Here is an 18,643-nt window from a genome sequence, read left to right as displayed (position 1 = left end):
TTCTAAGAATACTGGGTTCATAGAAGCAACTAAGATTTTAAGAAGGTAGCCTTGCGCACAAGGAGGCTTATCTAGATACCGAGTTTGGAGCGTATTCAATTTAGCACAGAGAGTGGGGCTCAATCAGTAAATCGTGGTAAAATCACGATTTTGATTTTCCTCGCTCTCTTATTTTATGGTTCAAACCTCTGCCACTTTCTTGTTTTTAGGTGGCAGGTCTTGGCAGTCTATCCCCACTGCCAAACTCCACTGGACTGTTTAAGGAGTCGTCTAAAAATAGGACTGCACCTCAAGATAAGGATCGCCAATCAGCAGTGGTTCATTGGGTGTTAAAGCACCTAATGAACTGTGCAGGAGTAAGACTTCTTGGCTATGCCAAGAAGTCTTACTCCCAACCACTGCGTCGATCTGGTAAATCTAGGATAATGCTAACGGGTCTGGACTTTTGTCCCAGACTCTTTTTTATTCCAAAAAGTTCGGGAATTAAGCCTTTAGCCCCGAATATTCGTAGAAAAAAGCTTATTTATATGATAAAATACTAACAATATTAAACGAAGAGGTGTTTAACATGAAAGCGATTATTACCGTTGTTGGGAAAGATACCCAAGGAATTGTGGCTGGCGTTTCAACTAAAATAGCTGATTTAGGTCTTAACATTGATGATATTACTCAAACTATTTTAGATGAGTATTTTATGATGATGGCCATAGTTTCTTCAGAAGAGAAGAAGGACTTTGCTATTTTGCGCTCTGAGTTGGAAGCGCTGGGAGAGAGGCTGCAGGTTAAGATTAATATTCAAAGCTCTGCTATTTTTGATGCCATGCACAATTTATAAGGGGGTAAGGAAATGGATATTAAGCAGGTCACAGAAACCATAGCCATGATTGAAGAGCAGAATTTTGATGTTCGTACCATTACCATGGGTATCTCTCTTCTTGATTGCATTGATTCAGATATCAGTAGAGCTGCTGAAAAAGTCTACCAAAAAATTGTTGATAAGGCGAGCAGGTTGGTTGAAGTTGGGGATGAAATTTCAGCTGAATTGGGGATTCCAATTGTCAACAAACGTATCTCTGTAACACCTATTTCCATCATTGGCGCAGCGACGGATGCAGACAGTTATGTTCCTTTAGCTAAGGCGCTGGATCGCGCAGCTAAAAATATTGGTATTAATTTTATCGGCGGTTTTTCAGCATTGGTGCAAAAGGGCTATCAAAAGGGAGATGAAATTCTCATCAATTCTATTCCCCAAGCTTTGGCTGAGACTGACTTTGTCTGTTCATCTGTCAATATCGGATCAACCAAGTCTGGTATCAATATGACTGCAGTACGTGATATGGGGCGCATTATCAAGGAGACTTCGGCAGCTTCTGAGATGGGTCCTGCTAAGCTGGTTGTTTTTGCGAATGCTGTTGAGGACAATCCTTTCATGGCAGGTGCTTTTCACGGCGTAGGAGAAGCCGATGTTGTCATTAATGTTGGTGTCTCAGGACCAGGGGTGGTTAAGCGTGCTTTGGAAAAAGTTCGCGGTCAAAGCTTTGACGTTGTCGCTGAAACGGTTAAAAAAACAGCTTTCAAAATTACTCGAATTGGCCAATTAGTAGGTAGTTTGGCGTCGGAGCGCTTGGGTGTTAAGTTTGGTATTGTTGATCTGTCGCTTGCTCCGACTCCGGCAGTCGGCGATTCAGTTGCTCGAGTTCTTGAAGAAATGGGGCTGGAGACAGTCGGCACTCATGGTACAACGGCAGCGCTGGCTCTGCTTAATGACCAAGTCAAAAAGGGCGGTGTTATGGCCTGCAACCAAGTTGGCGGTCTATCCGGTGCCTTTATCCCTGTGTCGGAGGATGAAGGGATGATTGCAGCAGTGCAAAGCGGTTCTCTGAATCTGGAAAAATTAGAAGCAATGACAGCGATTTGTTCGGTTGGTTTAGACATGATTGCTATTCCCGAGGAGACCCCAGCAGAGACTATTGCGGCCATGATTGCTGATGAGGCAGCTATCGGCGTGATCAATCAGAAGACAACAGCGGTGCGCATTATTCCTAAAGGAAAAGAAGGCGATATGATCGAATTCGGCGGTCTGTTGGGTGCAGCCCCAGTTATGTCTGTCAACAAGAAATCATCTGCAGATTTTATTGCGAGAGGTGGTCAGATTCCTGCCCCTATTCATAGTTTTAAAAATTAATTATTGGACACCTATTTTTTGATAGGTGTTTTAATTGGCTTAAATTTGGTATAATAATAAAAAACTCGGGAGAAGGTCTTATTATGGCAAAAACACGACTATTTATTGCCCGTCACGGGAAAACCATGTTTAATACAATTGGTCGGGCGCAGGGGTGGTCAGATACACCCTTGACGAAAGATGGAGAAAAAGGAATCAAGGAGTTGGGTCTTGGCTTGAAAGCGGCCGGTTTGCATTTTGCTGCGGCTTACTCTAGCGACAGTGGCCGGACTCTACAGACGATGGAAATTATCCTGAGTGAACTGGGGCAAGAGACGATTCCTTATAAGCGGGATAAGCGGATTCGTGAGTGGTGCTTTGGTAGTTTGGACGGAGGGTATGATGCTGAACTCTTTAACGGTGTTATGCCACGGGTTTTTGATAAGCCTGTTGAAGAGCTGACATATAAGGATATGGCTGATGCTATTTTAGCCGTTGATACAGCAGGCTGGGCTGAGCCTTGGGATGTGCTGAGGGAACGGATCCTTTCGGGATTTACCGATATTGCTAAGGAAGTTGAGAGTCAAGGGGGTGGTGATGCTATCGTAGTTAGCCACGGTATGACTATCGGCACACTGATGGGATTGCTGGATTCAACTTTACCGCGCAGTCTAGCTCTAGATAATGGCAGTGTTTGTCAGCTGACTTATGAAGAAGGTCGATTTCATATTGATGCTATCGGTGATATGTCTTATCGCCAAAAAGGCAGAGAATTGTTAGAAAAGGAAGTGTATGAAAAGTCGTAATCGCAATCTCTTGGTAGCTTTTATCGCTGCCCTGCTAATTATTTTTGGTGTTGCCTATGTTCGTGATAAACAAGAATCTCACCAGTCTCAAGTCAATTCGTCTTCTCATCAATCTGCTATGAAAGAGTCTAAAGCAACTGCAGAATTACCAAATGTTTCAGCAGACGATTGGCAGCTGATTCTTGTCAATCGGGATAATCTTACAGAAGAACTTAATCCTGAATTGACTTCAGTGGATAATATAGAGGTGGATTCTCGAATTGCTGATAATGTTAGAGATTTTTTAGAGGCGGCCCAACAAATTGATAGCAGTGAGCATTTGATTTCAGGCTATCGCAGTGTCGCCTATCAGGAGGAGCTCTTTAGTTCTTATGTTAAACAAGAAATGTCCAGTGATCCTAGTTTGAGCGAGGATGAGGCCAAGGAAAAGGTCAAGACCTATTCGCAGCCGGCAGGTGCTAGTGAACATCAGACAGGTTTAGCTATTGATATGAGTACCGTTGACAATCTTAACGAAAGCGATCCAACTGTTGTTTCTCAAATTAAGAAGTTGGCCCCCCGATATGGTTTTGTGTTACGCTTTGAAAAGGGCAAAAGTGACTCAACAGGCGTAGACTATGAAGACTGGCATTTCCGCTATGTCGGTAAGGCCTCGGCCAAATATATGACGGAGCATGATCTAAGCTTGGAAGAGTACCTTGCAGTGCTCAAGAAGAAATAAGTAAGGAGGTATATTTATGAGAACTAGGCTAAAATTTCGGCCTTTTATAATTGTTTTTGGCTTTGTTTTAGCCCTTATCCTTTTGCCCTTGCTTTTTAACATGAGAACTAAGGCTGCCAACACTAAGGTGGTATCTCACTATAGTCAGGAAGCTTTTATCAAGGAGGTTGCTCCAACTGCTCAAAAACTATCCAAAGCGTATGGAGTCAAAGCTTCTATTATCATTGCCCAGATGGCTCAGTCGTCTGACTATGGCTCTAATTTACTAGCGGTGCGTTATCACAACTATACAGGTATGTTAGCACAATCAGGACAGGCAAGGATTGTTTTAACGACTCAGTCTTACGAATCGGGTCAATGGCGGACAGTTAAGCAGCCTTACGCCATTTATACGGACTGGCAGAGTAGCCTTTCGGCTTATATGGAGGCATTGAGTTCTGGACTGTGGGGGACCCAGCTTTATACAACAGTAGCAACAGCTGAGGAATACACGACTGCTGTTCAAGCCTTGCAAAAAGCTGGCGTTAGTCCCGATCCTCATTATGCGGATAAACTCACTGCTATTATTCAGAAGCATCAGCTAACAAAGTATGATAAATGAGGTGGATGGAAGGTTTCTAAACCTATTGCCCAAATTGCAGTAGAAATAAGTCTTTTAGCACTCTTTTTGAAAGAGTGCTAATTTTTTGAGTTTTTCCCTTGACATCAATTTTTAGAGCAGTATAATAGAAACATAAGTTAGCACTCGTGTCATAAGAGTGCTAAATCTGACAGGAGGTGTCGGGGATGATTACACAGCGTCAAAATGATATTTTGTCCGTCATTATTGAATTGTTTACACAGACTCATGAACCTGTCGGATCAAAGCTTTTACAGAACTACATTGCTTCTAGCAGTGCTACGATTCGTAATGATATGGCTGCTTTAGAAAAAATTGGTTTATTGGAAAAAGCTCATACATCAAGTGGTCGCTTGCCCAGTCGTCAAGGTTTTCAATACTATGTCAATCATTTGTTAAATCTTGAGCGTGTTGATGAAGCGGATGTTTATGAGGTCGTCAAGGCTTTTGACTTTGAATTTTTTAAATTAGAGGATTTGTTACAAAAGGCTAGTGATATTTTGGCAAAGCTGACTGGCTGTACTGCTGTTGCTCTGGATGTTGAACCTAGCAATCAGCGCTTGAGCGCTTTTGATATTGTAAAGCTCAGTCACCACGATGCTCTAGCTGTCATGACTTTTGATGATTCCAATACTGTTACAAGTCAGTTTGCTATTCCCAAGAATTTTCTTGATGAGGATTTAGCCACTTTAAGCAATCTGGTATGTGAACGCTTTTTAGGGCAAACAGTGATGGAAATTCATTATCGGATTCGAACTGAGATCCCGCAGATTGTCCAACGCTATTTCAAGGTAACAGATAATGTCTTGGAATTATTTGAACATATCTTTAAGGAAATGTTTGTAGAAAAACTGTTCTTATCTGGTAAAGAGAATCTCCTCAGATATGCTGATGTTAAAACCTATCGCTTGTTTGATAATAATCAAGAGTTGGCTCTGGATATTAGAAAACAATTTCAAGATGAGCAGCCTTATGTTATTCGATTGGCTGAAGAAAATCAACAAGGGCTTAAGTCTTTGACTCAGTTATCCTACAAATTTTTAATCCCTTATCGTGGATTCGGTAGCTTGAGTCTTATGGGGCCTGTTACTGTAGATTATCAGCGGACTTTGGGACTTCTTAGCATTGTTAGTCGGGTTTTAACGATGAAGTTAGCGGATTTTTATCGCTATCTTAGCAGTAATCATTACGAGGTAAATTAAATAGGAGGCATTATGTCAGAAGATATTAAAAAAGAAAACGAAGAGGCTGCTGAAGAGACAGTGACAACGGTTTCTGAAGATGAAGAAAATCAGCAGGAGGCGACTGTAGTCGATAATGATGAAGAGGCTCCTGAAAAATCAGAACTTGAAGAAGCTCTTGCGAAGGCAGATGATTTTGAAAATAAATATCTGCGGGCTCACGCGGAGATGCAAAATATTCAGCGACGCGCCAATGAAGAGCGCCAGCAGCTGCAAAAGTATCGTTCACAGGATCTAGCTAAGGCGATTTTGCCTAGTTTGGATAATTTGGAGCGTGCTTTAGCGGTTGAGGGCTTGAGCGATGATGTGAAAAAAGGCTTGGAAATGGTACAAGAAAGCCTGATCCAAGCTCTCAAAGAAGAAGGCGTGGAAGAAGTAACAGTCGAAAGCTTTGATCACAATTTTCACATGGCAGTGCAGACCTTACCAGCTGACGATGAGCACCCAGCAGACAGTATTGCAGAAATCTTCCAAAAAGGCTACAAACTGCACGATCGGCTGCTTCGGCCAGCTATGGTGGTGGTGTATAACTAGTCAATAATGATGGGCATTAAAACGCCTCATCATTATACGGCAACCGCTATGGCGGATTGCCTAGACTCCTTACTAGCTCGATAGCAAAATGGTATCGATTTTACTATCAAACTAGTAACAGACTGACTTGTCCGAAATGACAGAAAACTAGTAAATAACGAACAAGAATAATAATTTAAATTTTGAAAGGAATTGAACGTTAATAGCAGTCGCTGGACTGTTTCAATGTTCTTGGTATCTTGTATTATGTCTAAAATTATTGGTATTGACTTAGGAACAACAAACTCAGCAGTTGCCGTTCTTGAAGGCACTGAAAGTAAAATTATCGCTAACCCAGAAGGTAACCGTACAACTCCTTCGGTTGTTTCATTTAAAAATGGGGAAATCATTGTCGGTGATGCCGCTAAGCGTCAAGCAGTAACAAACCCAGATACGGTTATTTCCATTAAGTCTAAAATGGGAACCTCTGAAAAAGTTTCTGCCAATGATAAAGAATATACTCCTCAAGAAATTTCAGCTATGATTCTGCAATACATCAAGGGATATGCTGAAGATTATCTTGGTGAAAAAGTTGAAAAGGCTGTCATCACTGTTCCGGCCTACTTCAATGATGCGCAACGTCAAGCAACTAAAGATGCTGGTAAAATCGCTGGTCTTGAAGTCGAACGGATCGTCAACGAACCAACTGCAGCAGCCCTTGCTTATGGTCTTGATAAACAAGATAAAGATGAAAAAATCTTAGTGTTTGACCTTGGTGGCGGTACCTTTGATGTCTCTATCCTTGAGTTAGGCGATGGTGTCTTCGATGTATTGGCTACTGCTGGTGATAATAAACTAGGTGGTGACGATTTCGACCAAAAGATTATTGACTACTTGGTTGATGAATTCAAGAAAGAAAATGGCATTGACCTGTCAACTGACAAGATGGCTCTGCAACGTTTGAAAGATGCTGCCGAAAAAGCTAAGAAGGACTTGTCGGGTGTCACCCAAACACAAATCAGCCTGCCTTTCATCACTGCGGGTGATGCTGGACCGCTCCACTTGGAAGTCTCATTAACACGTGCTAAATTTGATGATTTGACTCGCGATCTTGTTGACCGCACCAAGACCCCTGTTCGCCAAGCTTTGTCTGATGCTGATTTGAGCCTGTCAGAAATTGATGAAGTCATCTTAGTTGGTGGTTCAACGCGTATCCCTGCTGTTGTTGAAGCAGTTAAGGCTGAAACTGGTAAAGAACCAAACAAATCTGTAAACCCTGATGAAGTCGTAGCCATGGGTGCTGCTATTCAAGGTGGTGTCATCACTGGTGATGTCAAAGACGTCGTGCTTCTTGATGTGACCCCACTGTCACTTGGTATCGAAACTATGGGCGGTGTCTTCACGAAGTTGATTGACCGCAACACAACTATCCCAACTTCTAAGTCACAAGTCTTTTCAACCGCAGCCGATAACCAACCAGCTGTTGATATCCATGTTCTCCAAGGGGAACGCCCAATGGCAGCTGATAACAAGACACTTGGACGTTTCCAATTGACCGATATTCCAGCTGCTCCTCGTGGTGTACCACAAATCGAAGTAACCTTTGATATTGACAAGAACGGTATTGTATCGGTTAAAGCCAAAGACCTTGGTACGCAAAAAGAACAGCACATTGTTATCAAGTCAAATGACGGTCTTTCTGAAGAAGAAATCGATCGCATGATGAAAGATGCGGAGGCCAATGCTGACGCTGATGCTAAGCGTAAAGAAGAAGTTGATCTCAAGAATGAAGTTGACCAAGCGATCTTTGCAACAGAAAAGACCATTAAAGAAACTGAAGGCAAAGGCTTCGATAGCGAACGTGACGCAGCCCAATCAGCTCTTGATGAATTAAAAGCCGCTCAGGAATCAGGCAATCTTGACGACATGAAGTCTAAACTTGAAGCTCTCAATGAAAAAGCTCAAGCTCTTGCGGTAAAACTTTACGAACAAGCTGCTGCTGAGCAGCAGGCAGCTGGCGGAGCAGAAGGTGCGCAAGCAACTGACTCAGCTGACAATAACGGTAATGGTGGCGATGATGTTGTAGATGGGGAGTTCACGGAGAAATAACCCACCAAAACTGACGACTATACTAAAGAGCTCATCAGTTAACAGTTGTCGCTATAGCGAATAACCTAGGTGTCTTACTAACTCGTCAGTAAAATATTATCGATTTTGCATCCTCGTGTCGCAAAAACGCCCCACCCAGTGGGCAATTTATCCTACGAGCCAAAAAATGATGAGCTGGTGGCAAGACCTGTGAACTGTTCTACCCTGAGCGTGGAAATTCGAAAGCGAGATAGTAACTCTACTATAAAACCAACTGCAGAGGTTGCAACTCAGCCTCTGTTTTTGAGAATAAGGCAAAAATCGATCAGCAGAGTTGTGATTTCGTCGTCTCACCTCTATAAGAGTGATGAGGGCAGGTCACAAACATGCTGTAAACTGCTTCCATTAGCTACTTTGACTAATTATTTCTTTGCAATTTTGATAGCGATTTTATCAATTTTCGGTAAGGATTTTCCAAGCTTAAACAGAAAGAAATACAGGTGTTCTCAACTGAACGCGGACTAAGGACTGTGCCAAAAAGATAAGCTTTATCTAGATGCAAGGAATCATCGGACAGTTTTCTATTTTTTAAGTCTCTTAGGAGTTTGTCCACAGAAAAAAACTTTATAGAAAGGAATTGAACCCGCCCTAAAAATTTGTGTGAAAAGATAAATCGTCTAGAAAATCAGGATTTTCTGTTTTCTCATAGTACATCAATAGAAAGGAATACAAGTTCGTTTATTCGAACACAGGCTAAAAACCTAGTGAAAAAGATAAACTTCCTAGTGTGTTTGACACACTGCGTCAGTTTCCTATTTTCATACGGTTTTCTTAACGCCTTTTGTATCATAAATTATGAACAATCAAGAATATTATGACCGTCTGGGGGTGTCCAAGGATGCCTCGCAAGATGAAATCAAAAAAGCCTATCGTAAGATGTCTAAGAAATACCACCCAGACATCAACAAAGAGCCTGGGGCTGAGCAAAAATACAAGGATATTCAAGAGGCTTACGAAACCTTGGGAGACGAGCAAAAACGTGCTGCTTATGATCAGTATGGACCAGACGGTGCCAATGCAGGATTCGGTGGCGGTTTTGGCGGTTTCGATAGCGCAGGATTCGGTGGTTTCGAAGATATCTTTTCCAGTTTCTTTGGTGGAGGTACTAGCCGCAATCCCAATGCGCCACGTCAAGGTGATGATTTGCAATATCGCTTGAACTTGAAATTTGAAGAGGCGGTTTTTGGGGCTGAAAAAGATGTTACCTATAATCGGGAAGCTGAGTGTCACACCTGTCATGGTTCTGGGGCCAAGCCTGGAACGAGTCCAGTGACCTGCAGTCGATGTCACGGTCAAGGTGTGATCAATGTAGATACTCAAACGCCCCTTGGTATGATGCGCCGCCAGGTGACTTGTGATGTCTGCCATGGTACTGGTAAGGAAATTAAGGATCCATGTACGACTTGTCAAGGTAGTGGTCATGAAAAGAAATCACATAAGGTTTCTGTTAAGGTGCCAGCAGGTGTTGAAACTGGTCAACAGATCCGTTTGCAAGGTCAAGGGGAAGCAGGGTTTAACGGCGGTCCTTACGGTGATCTCTTCGTTATTATTAATGTCTTACCAAGCAAGAAATTTGAACGTGATGGTTCAACTATCTACTATACCTTGAATATCAGTTTTGCCCAAGCTGCTCTTGGAGATACTGTTGAGGTACCGACAGTCCATGGTGATGTTGAAATGACGATTCCTGAAGGTACTCAAACGGGTAAAACTTTCCGTCTCAAGGGTAAAGGAGCTCCTCGTCTGCGCGGGGGCAGTCAGGGGGATCAGCATGTAACGATTAATGTTGTCACTCCTACTAAGCTTAATGAGGCACAAAAAGAGGCCCTGATGGCTTTTGCAGCAGCCAGCGGCGAAAGCAGTATTCAACCTAAGAAAAAAGGATTCTTTGATAAGGTTAAAGACGCCTTTGATGCTGAATAGATTTATAATCAAAGGGCAGATATTTAGAACAAGGTCATTAAGTTATCAAAATCAAAAGAAACTATTCCCGAATGTAGCTGTTCCTACATAAAATGGAATAGTTTTTTTATAGGTTCAATCTGTCCGGGGACAGATTGACTCTTTTTCTCTGGGCGAGACTGATTAATCATGCTAAAATAAGGCTATGGTAAGATACAAGGCGATTATCTCTTATGATGGCACCCTGTTTGCGGGCTTTCAGAGGCAGACTAAGGAACGGTCAGTTCAAGAAGAGTTAGAAAAAACTTTGCAGCGACTAAACAGTGGTTTTCCTGTAAAGGTACATGGAGCTGGACGAACGGATAGTGGCGTTCATGCCTATGGGCAAGTCATTCATTTTGATTTACCTCAGGTTCGTGATGAAGAAAAGCTGAGGTTTGGGTTGGATACTCAGTTACCTGAAGATATTGATGTGGTTAGTGTTGAGCAAGTGACTGATGATTTTCATGCTCGCTATCATAAGCATAGTAAGACGTATGAGTTTCTTGTTGACATTGGCCGTCCTAAAAATCCTATGATGCGGGCCTATGCAACGCACTATCCTTATCCTATCGATTTGGCTGCTATGCAGGAAGCTATCAAAGATTTAGTGGGCACCCATGATTTTACTGGCTTTACAGCTTCAGGGAGCTCGGTGACTAATAAGGTGAGAACGATTACAAGGGCAGAGGTGACGGTTGATGCCAAGACTGGCTTTTTAGTTTTTACTTTTACTGGTAATGGCTTCCTCTATAAGCAGGTGCGCAATATGGTAGGAACTCTCTTGAAAATTGGCAATGGGCGTATGCCTGTAAATCAGGTTAGGACAGTATTAGAAACGAAGAATCGTAATTTGGCTGGGCCAACAGCTGCTGGCAACGGCCTTTATCTGAAGGAGATTATCTATGATGACTAATGTTTTGGCTATTTCGGGAAACGACGTATTTAGCGGGGGTGGTCTTTACGCAGACCTCAATACATATACAGCTAATGGCCTGCGTGGTTTTGTGGCAGTAACGTGTTTGACAGCTATGACAGAAAAAGGCTTTGAGGTATTTGCGACAGATGGACAGGTCTTTAAAGCACAGTTGGATAGCCTGAAGCCTGTTGCCTTTGGAGCTATTAAACTGGGATTATTGCCAAATACTGCCATTGCCACCCAAGCACTGAAATTTATAGAAGACCACAAGGGAATACCAATCGTTTTAGACCCTGTTTTGGTCTGTAAGGAAAAACACGATGTCGCAGTCAGTGCACTGCGTGATGAATTATTAAAATTTTTCCCTAATATCACTATAGTGACTCCGAATTTATCAGAAGCCGAGTTGCTTGCCCAGCAGGAAATCAAGACACTGGAAGATATGAAATCTGCAGCTAAGACTCTTCATCAACTTGGTGCTCCAACAGTTGTTATTAAAGGGGGCAGTCGCTTGGATTCTGAGAGAGCTGTAGATCTTTTCTACGATGGGGAAGATTTTAGAGTTTTGGATTACCCTGTGCTTGACAAAAACAATGTCGGAGCAGGGTGCACCTTCGCGTCTAGTATTGCTAGCCAATTGGTTCTTGGCAAGGAGATTTTCGAGGCAGTAAGGATAGCTAAGGGCTTCGTTTATCAAGGTATTCAACATTCTGATCAGTATGGAGTGGTACAGAATTATGAGGCAAATTAGACTACACCAATTAACACTTCTAGCTTTGCTAGCGGCACTTAGTACGGTATTAGGTTTTATTCATATTCCATCTCCAACTGGTTTTTTGACCTTGCTGGATGCAGGAGTTTTCTTTACCGCCTTTTATATGGGTAGTCGCGGCGGAGCAGCCGTCGGGGGGATATCTGCTTTTCTTTTAGATCTATTGTTGGGCTACCCCCAGTATATGTTGTTTAGTTTGCTAGCCCACGGCTTGCAGGGACTCCTTGCTGGTTTACAAGGAAAATATCGCTTTGTTGGAGTGCTATTGGCCTCTATAACTATGGTCGGTGTTTATGTTTTAGCTGCTTTGATACTTGGTTATGGCTGGGGAGCGGCTGTCGCCGGGATATGGGGGAATTCTTTTCAGACGATACTTGGTGCGGTGATAGGCTTTATAGCTTTTAAGCTGTTTTCAAATTTATTTCCTAAGAAATGAGGATATGATGGATTTAGACCTACTGAAAAAACAAACAGAAGGAATTATTGTAGATATATTGGAACGCTCTGCGATTAAACCGGGACAGATTTTTGTCCTAGGCTTATCTTCCAGTGAGGTAGCTGGTGGTCGTATTGGCCAAAACTCCAGCTTAGAAATTGGTGAAGTCGTTGTACAGACTGTCTTAAATGAGACGCAAAAGCGTGATGTCTATTTAGCTGTTCAGGGCTGTGAGCATCTCAATCGAGCTCTAGTCGTAGAAGAGTCTGTTGCAGAGGAAAAGCAGCTGGAGGTGGTTAATGTGCTTCCCAGTCTTCATGCTGGCGGCAGTGGCCAGCTAGCTGCATTTAAATTTATGGAGCACCCTGTTGAGGTTGAAGAGCTTGTTGCGCATGCAGGTCTAGATATTGGTGATACCTTTATTGGCATGCATGTTAAACGTGTTCAAGTTCCTCTGATTCCCATTCAAAGGGAACTCGGAGGAGCTCATGTAACAGCCCTTGCTAGCCGCCCAAAACTCATCGGAGGCGACCGGGCTCTGCATGAAAAAGATTCTATTCGAAAAGCCTAAAAGCTGATAATGTGGTAGTTGTTTGCTGTCATAAAAAGAGCTGGACTTAAGCTCAGCTCTTTGATGTTGGTGGAATGATGTGGGCACTGGGTGTGGGGAGTGTCATGCCATCTTTCAATAATGCCTCCTGATAAAGACGGAAAAATTTGGAGTAGATACGGAACTGTTGCCCATTTTGCACAAAAATATCTACTCGAAAAACGAATTGCCCATTGATAGCTGTTCGGGGACCTAAGATATTAGGGACTCCTACAATTTCTGGATTGCTAGGAACCTCTTGGCTATTAACCTCCTTGATGATCTGAGTCACCCGATCAAGATTCGTGGTGGCATAGATAGGAATGTCAACTTGAGCCCGCATATCTCCGCGAGATTGGTTGCTGACCAGCAAAATTTGCCGATTTGGAATGAAATGCAGTGTTCCGTCAAAATCTCGAATTTCTGTCGTACGAATCCCCACGCTGGACACTGTTCCTGAAACAGAGTCCACCGTTACGGAATCTCCAACATCAAATTGCCGCTCAATAAGGATGAAAAAACCATTGACGAGATCAGACAGAAAACCTTGTGCTCCTAAACCGATAGCCAAACCTGCAATCCCTGCTCCGGCAATTAGACTAGAGACAGGTAGGCCTAGGATAGCTAAGATCCAGTAGATAAGCATGAAATAGAGCAGGTAACTCATAATGTTGTGGAAGAGCTTTATCAAGGTTTTACGCCTTCCTTCGGTTTGCCCCAACAGACGGGGAGAACGTTCAAAGAATTTTTTAAAGGCCCAGTCTGCAATACGTTTACCGATAATAAAGACGAAAATCAGCAAAGCGAGTGATATAACTTTGGACAGCAGTGTGACTGCCATATCTTCCAAATGGAGTGATTCCCAGTATTTGTTTAAGATATTCATAGAGAAATCCTTTCTGCCTATTAGTCTAACAAATTTTTGCGGAAGTAGCAGTTTTTAGTTGATAAGCGGGGAATTTCGCATAAAAAAACTTTTAAAACCCCCTAAATTATGATAGACTAAGGTATATTACGATTTTTTAAGGAGATAAAGATGTCTGTATCATTTGAAAACACGGCTGCTAACCGCGGTGTGCTTACATTTACAATCAGTCAAGAACAAATTAAACCAGCTCTTGACACAGCCTTCAATAAAGTAAAAAAAGATTTAAATGTTCCTGGGTTCCGTAAAGGGCATATGCCGCGTGCTGTCTTTAATCAACGCTTTGGCGAGGAAGCGCTTTATGAAGATGCCTTGAATAGCATTTTACCTACAGCTTACGATGCAGCTGTATCTGAAAGTGGGCTTGATGTCGTGGCTCAACCTAAAATTGATGTTGATTCAATGGAAAAGGGGCAGGATTGGGTTATCAAAGCTGAAGTTGTAACTAAACCAGAAGTTAAGTTGGGTGACTATAGGAACCTTGAAGTTTCTGTTGAGGAAACGAAGGAAGTGTCGGAGCAAGAAGTTAACGACAAAATCGAGCGTGAACGTAACAATTTAGCTGAGTTGACTATTAAGGATGCTGCTGCTGAAAATGGAGATACCGTTGTTATTGATTTTGTCGGTACCGTTGATGGCGTGGAGTTTGATGGTGGCAAGGGAGATAATTTCTCTCTTGAGCTTGGCTCAGGTCAATTTATTCCAGGCTTTGAAGAACAGTTGGTTGGCTCTAAAGCTGGTGATGAAGTAGAAGTCAATGTAACCTTCCCTGAGGATTATCAAGCTGATGATCTTGCTGGTAAAGACGCAGTTTTTGCAACAACAGTGCATGAAGTTAAATCTAAAGAAGTCCCAGAACTTGATGATGAGTTAGCTAAAGATATCGACGAAGAAGTAGAAACACTTGATGAGTTGAAAGCTAAATACCGCAAAGAGTTAGAAGCCGCTAAAGAAATTGCTTATGACGATGCTGTTGAAGGCGCTGCGCTTGAATTGGCTGTTGAAAATGCAGAAATTCCGGAACTACCAGAGGAAATGGTACATGATGAAGTGCACCGTGCGATGAATGAATTCCTGAGCAATATGCAACAACAAGGAATTTCACCTGATATGTATTATCAACTGACAGGTACGACTGAGGCCGATCTTCACAAACAATATGAAGCAGATGCTGATAAACGTGTGCGTACAAATCTTGTTATCGAAGCGATTGCAGCTGCTGAAGGATTTGATGCAACAGACGAAGAAATTGAAAAAGAGATTACAGATCTTGCTGTGGAATATAATATGGATGCTGAACAGGTTCGTTCACTGCTTTCATCTGACATGCTGAAACATGATATCACTATGAAGAAAGCTATTGAAACTATTACTAGTTCTGCGAGTGTCAAGTAGTTTTTATCTTGACTTTGTTGATGAGACTTGGGGAGAACTCCAAGTCTCTCGTTTTTTAGCTGTTTAAATTCGGCTGCCCATAAGATTAGAATAACGCTGAGCAAGTTGATAGAAAGCAGGATTCAGGGCATCGTGAAGAGGTTATTATGATAAAGCTGATTATTTTTGATATGGATGGTGTCATTGTTGATACAGAATATTTAGATTTTCAACTGCAACAGAATTATATTAAACAGATTGCATATAATCCCTCACAACTGACTTTTAAGGATTTCTCGGAGCTGGTTGGACGCTCTGGACAAGACCTCTTAGAAAGAATAAAGCGTCTCAGTCAGACGTCGCTTTCCCTGAGTGAAATTGCAGCTGGACTAGATGAGATTGAAAGGATAAAATATCGCAAAGAAAATTGTTTGTCTCTGTTTCGCAAAGATGTTTTGGCTGTTTTAGAGTATGCTAGGGCAGAGGGGATCGCCTTAGCTCTTGCCTCGTCAACAAAGAGAGATTATATAAAAACTGTTTTAACAACTTGTGGTATTAAGGGGTATTTTGATGCTATTGTCAGCGGCGAGGATTTTGAAAAGAGTAAACCAAATCCAGAAATCTATCTGGCGGTTCTTGAACGTTTGGCTATTTCAAGTGGGGAAGTACTGGCTATTGAAGATTCGCCTTCAGGGATAGCAGCGGCTAAAGGCGCAGATCTGACGGTCCTTGCTTATCGAGAAGATCGCCTCGGTATTGATCAGTCGCTGGCTGATTATATAGCCGAAGATATGCGGGATATCTTGGCCTTTGTTAAAAAATCAACCAGTTAAACTAGTTTGTTTTTGGATGTATAAGGAAAATCATTTTTGACTTACTACTAAAAATATCGTAAAATATAAGTTAATGACAAAATAAGGAGAACAGCCTTGGAATTAGAAGTATTTGCTGGACAAGAAAAGAGCGAACTGTCAATGATTGAAGTTGCCCGTGCTATTTTAGAGACACGTGGTCGCGATAATGAAATGTACTTCAGCGATTTAGTCAATGAGATTCAAAACTACTTAGGAACATCTGATGCTGATATTCGCTATGCTCTGCCATTTTTCTATTCAGATTTGAATACTGATGGCAGCTTTATTCCTCTAGGTGAAAATAAATGGGGACTTCGGTCATGGTATGCCATTGATGAAATTGATGAAGAAGTGATTACACTGGAAGAAAATGGTGAAGACGTTCCTAAACGTAAGAAAAAGCGTGTTAATGCCTTCATGGATGGGGATGAAGATGCCATTGATTATAATGATGATGATCCAGAAGACGAGGATGATTTTACGCCAACGGATGTTGAGTACGATGAAGAAAATCCTGATGATGAAAAATCAGAAGTTGAGTCTTATGATTCAGAAATTAACGAAATTATCCCCGATGAAGACGTAGACGAGGATACTGTAGACTTAAATGAATCTGATGACGAAGAAGATGATGAGGACGACGAGGAAGCTTGATTTTCTGATTGACAAAAGCCTCTGGATAATCTATACTAATTATCGGGCACCTCTTTTAGAGGTCGGAATGCTCCCTAGGCAAATAGGGGGCTATTTTTATTTTTAAAAGTAAAAGCCTTGTGTACTATAAAATAAGGCTGGCTGTGTGTCTAGCTGTGCCGTTTGAGATAATAAGGAGTGTGTATGACAAAGTACATTTTTGTTACAGGTGGTGTTGTTTCTTCGATTGGTAAGGGAATTGTAGCGGCCAGTCTTGGACGGCTGCTTAAAAATCGTGGACTAAAAGTTACAATTCAAAAATTTGATCCTTATATTAATATTGACCCAGGGACAATGAGCCCTTATCAGCATGGTGAAGTCTATGTGACAGATGATGGAGCTGAAACAGATCTTGACCTTGGTCACTATGAACGCTTTATTGATATCAACCTTAATAAGTATTCAAACGTTACAACAGGAAAAATTTACAGCGAGGTTTTGAGAAAAGAGCGTAAGGGTGAGTATCTTGGTGCCACTGTTCAGGTTATTCCCCATATTACGGATGCCCTCAAGGAGAAAATTAAGCGTGCCGCTACAACAACTGACTCTGATGTTATTATCACTGAAGTTGGCGGAACAGTCGGAGATATTGAGAGTCTGCCATTTTTAGAGGCTCTTCGCCAAATGAAAGCAGATGTGGGCTCTGATAATGTTATGTACATTCATACAACATTGCTTCCTTATCTTAAAGCTGCTGGTGAAATGAAAACCAAGCCCACTCAGCATTCAGTCAAAGAATTGCGCGGGCTAGGGATTCAGCCTAATATGTTGGTTATCCGTACAGAGCAACCGGCAGGGCAGGCGATTAAAAATAAGTTAGCGCAGTTTTGTGATGTGGCGCCAGAGGCTGTTATCGAGTCCCTTGATGTTGATCATATCTATCAAGTTCCCCTTAATATGCAAGCACAGGGTATGGATCAGATTGTCTGTGACCATTTGAAATTAGATGTACCTGAAGCGGATATGACCGAATGGTCAGCCATGGTTGATAAGGTCCTTAACCTCAAAAAGACCACTAAAATCGCCTTGGTTGGTAAATATGTTGAGCTGCCAGATGCCTATCTTTCAGTTGTCGAGGCGCTTAAGCATTCAGGCTATGTCAACGACTCTGCCATTGACCTTCAATGGATCAATGCTAACGATGTTACAGCTGAAAATGTTGCTGAACTCCTTGATTATGCTGATGGAATCATTGTTCCTGGTGGTTTTGGTCAACGCGGGACTGAAGGTAAAATTCAGGCTATTCGCTATGCGCGTGAGAATGATGTTCCGATGCTTGGTATCTGTTTGGGTATGCAGCTGACTTGTGTAGAATTTGCTCGCCATGTTCTTAATATGCAAGGAGCTAATTCCTCAGAGCTAGATCCAGATACGGCTTATCCTGTCATCGATATCATGCGCGATCAAATCGATGTTGAAGACATGGGGGGGACTCTTCGTCTGGGTTTGTATCCATGTAAACTTAAGTCTGGCTCAAAGGCTGCTGCAGCCTATAGCAACCAAGAGGTTATTCAACGCCGTCATCGTCACCGCTATGAGTTCAATACTAAATTCCGCGAGGATTTTGAAGCAGCCGGTTTTGTTTTTTCAGGCGTATCACCTGACAATCGCTTGATGGAGGTTGTTGAGCTGTCAGATAAAAAATTTTTTGTCGCAGCTCAATACCATCCAGAGTTGCAAAGTCGTCCTAATCGTGCTGAAGAACTTTACACAGCTTTTGTAACAGCTGCAGTTGAAAATGCTAAATAAAAGAAATTATTCGAAAACGACTCTAGCCTTCGGGCTAGGGTTTTCTTCTCATTTCCCAATTTGTAAAATTAAGCTAGACAGAAAAAAGCCATTTATGATAGGCTCAGATAAACACCACATTTGTCTGAGAGGAACTACCATAAATGACCTACACCCATCTTACCACAAACGAACTCGTA

General features: G+C 42.1%; 18 protein-coding genes. 17 read left to right on the top strand and 1 reads right to left on the bottom strand.

The features are described 5' to 3' along the window. The first annotated feature begins 568 nt into the window (after window positions 1-568). The 13 genes from AC4HAL_RS07630 (at window position 569) to AC4HAL_RS07570 (ending at window position 12,851) form a co-directional block, all read left to right on the top strand. Complete coding sequence (locus tag AC4HAL_RS07630) at window positions 569-835, top strand: ACT domain-containing protein (RefSeq protein ID WP_491093673.1); 267 nt, start codon at window positions 569-571, stop codon at window positions 833-835. Between the two features lie 12 nt (window positions 836-847). Then, window positions 848-2,185 carry a PFL family protein gene (locus AC4HAL_RS07625; protein ID WP_491093672.1) on the top strand — a complete coding sequence of 446 codons (1,338 nt, stop codon included), beginning with the start codon at window positions 848-850 and terminating at the stop codon, window positions 2,183-2,185. An 83-nt stretch (window positions 2,186-2,268) separates the two neighbouring features. Beyond that, entirely contained in the window at window positions 2,269-2,970 is a 702-nt protein-coding gene (locus AC4HAL_RS07620; RefSeq protein WP_491093671.1) for a histidine phosphatase family protein, read from the top strand. After that, the gene (locus AC4HAL_RS07615) at window positions 2,957-3,691 is read left to right on the top strand and encodes a M15 family metallopeptidase (RefSeq protein WP_491093670.1); all 735 of its coding nucleotides are present in this window, start codon (window positions 2,957-2,959) and stop codon (window positions 3,689-3,691) included. The genes AC4HAL_RS07620 and AC4HAL_RS07615 overlap by 14 nt, the downstream gene beginning before the upstream one ends. Before the next feature lie 16 nt (window positions 3,692-3,707). After that, window positions 3,708-4,292: a glycoside hydrolase family 73 protein gene (locus AC4HAL_RS07610; protein WP_447452849.1), complete on the top strand. Its 585-nt coding sequence runs from the start codon at window positions 3,708-3,710 to the stop codon at window positions 4,290-4,292. Between the two features lie 185 nt (window positions 4,293-4,477). Further along, on the top strand, window positions 4,478-5,512 hold the full coding sequence (gene hrcA, locus AC4HAL_RS07605; protein ID WP_491093669.1) for a heat-inducible transcriptional repressor HrcA: 1,035 nt from the start codon (window positions 4,478-4,480) through the stop codon (window positions 5,510-5,512). Window positions 5,513-5,524: 12 nt separating this feature from the next. Next, window positions 5,525-6,085: a nucleotide exchange factor GrpE gene (grpE, locus tag AC4HAL_RS07600; protein WP_491093668.1), complete on the top strand. Its 561-nt coding sequence runs from the start codon at window positions 5,525-5,527 to the stop codon at window positions 6,083-6,085. A 246-nt stretch (window positions 6,086-6,331) separates the two neighbouring features. Then, on the top strand, window positions 6,332-8,173 hold the full coding sequence (gene dnaK / locus AC4HAL_RS07595) for a molecular chaperone DnaK (protein WP_491093667.1): 1,842 nt from the start codon (window positions 6,332-6,334) through the stop codon (window positions 8,171-8,173). 834 nt (window positions 8,174-9,007) lie between these two features. Further along, a complete protein-coding gene (gene dnaJ, locus AC4HAL_RS07590) occupies window positions 9,008-10,135 on the top strand; it encodes a molecular chaperone DnaJ (protein WP_491093666.1) in 1,128 nt (375 codons plus the stop codon). A 184-nt stretch (window positions 10,136-10,319) separates the two neighbouring features. After that, window positions 10,320-11,069 (top strand): tRNA pseudouridine(38-40) synthase TruA, encoded by a 750-nt coding sequence (truA, locus tag AC4HAL_RS07585; RefSeq protein ID WP_491093665.1) that lies wholly within the window; start codon window positions 10,320-10,322, stop codon window positions 11,067-11,069. Next, window positions 11,062-11,823, top strand: coding sequence for a bifunctional hydroxymethylpyrimidine kinase/phosphomethylpyrimidine kinase (locus AC4HAL_RS07580; RefSeq protein WP_491093701.1), 762 nt, complete (start codon window positions 11,062-11,064; stop codon window positions 11,821-11,823). Before truA ends, AC4HAL_RS07580 begins: the two co-directional genes overlap by 8 nt. Continuing rightward, window positions 11,810-12,280: an ECF transporter S component gene (locus tag AC4HAL_RS07575; RefSeq protein ID WP_447452857.1), complete on the top strand. Its 471-nt coding sequence runs from the start codon at window positions 11,810-11,812 to the stop codon at window positions 12,278-12,280. Before AC4HAL_RS07580 ends, AC4HAL_RS07575 begins: the two co-directional genes overlap by 14 nt. Window positions 12,281-12,287: 7 nt before the next feature. Next, on the top strand, window positions 12,288-12,851 hold the full coding sequence (locus AC4HAL_RS07570) for a TIGR01440 family protein (protein WP_491093700.1): 564 nt from the start codon (window positions 12,288-12,290) through the stop codon (window positions 12,849-12,851). Between the two features lie 52 nt (window positions 12,852-12,903). Here AC4HAL_RS07570 and AC4HAL_RS07565 read toward each other — a convergent pair whose 3' ends face one another. Then, a complete protein-coding gene (locus tag AC4HAL_RS07565; protein WP_491093664.1) occupies window positions 12,904-13,755 on the bottom strand; it encodes a mechanosensitive ion channel family protein in 852 nt (283 codons plus the stop codon). Window positions 13,756-13,905: 150 nt separating this feature from the next. Between AC4HAL_RS07565 and tig the strand changes: the two genes are divergently transcribed. The 4 genes from tig to pyrG all read left to right on the top strand — a co-directional run bounded on the left by tig (window position 13,906) and on the right by pyrG (window position 18,464). Beyond that, a complete protein-coding gene (gene tig / locus AC4HAL_RS07560; protein WP_491093663.1) occupies window positions 13,906-15,189 on the top strand; it encodes a trigger factor in 1,284 nt (427 codons plus the stop codon). Between the two features lie 146 nt (window positions 15,190-15,335). Further along, a complete protein-coding gene (locus AC4HAL_RS07555) occupies window positions 15,336-16,001 on the top strand; it encodes an HAD family hydrolase (RefSeq protein WP_491093662.1) in 666 nt (221 codons plus the stop codon). A 96-nt stretch (window positions 16,002-16,097) separates the two neighbouring features. Further along, window positions 16,098-16,676 carry a DNA-directed RNA polymerase subunit delta gene (gene rpoE / locus AC4HAL_RS07550; protein ID WP_447452861.1) on the top strand — a complete coding sequence of 193 codons (579 nt, stop codon included), beginning with the start codon at window positions 16,098-16,100 and terminating at the stop codon, window positions 16,674-16,676. A gap of 183 nt (window positions 16,677-16,859) precedes the next feature. Beyond that, on the top strand, window positions 16,860-18,464 hold the full coding sequence (gene pyrG / locus AC4HAL_RS07545; RefSeq protein WP_491093661.1) for a CTP synthase: 1,605 nt from the start codon (window positions 16,860-16,862) through the stop codon (window positions 18,462-18,464). The last annotated feature ends 179 nt before the right edge of the window (window positions 18,465-18,643 follow it).

Source organism: Streptococcus sp. ELY_125 (genome assembly GCF_058314535.1).
This window is presented reverse-complemented; position numbering and strand designations above follow the sequence as displayed.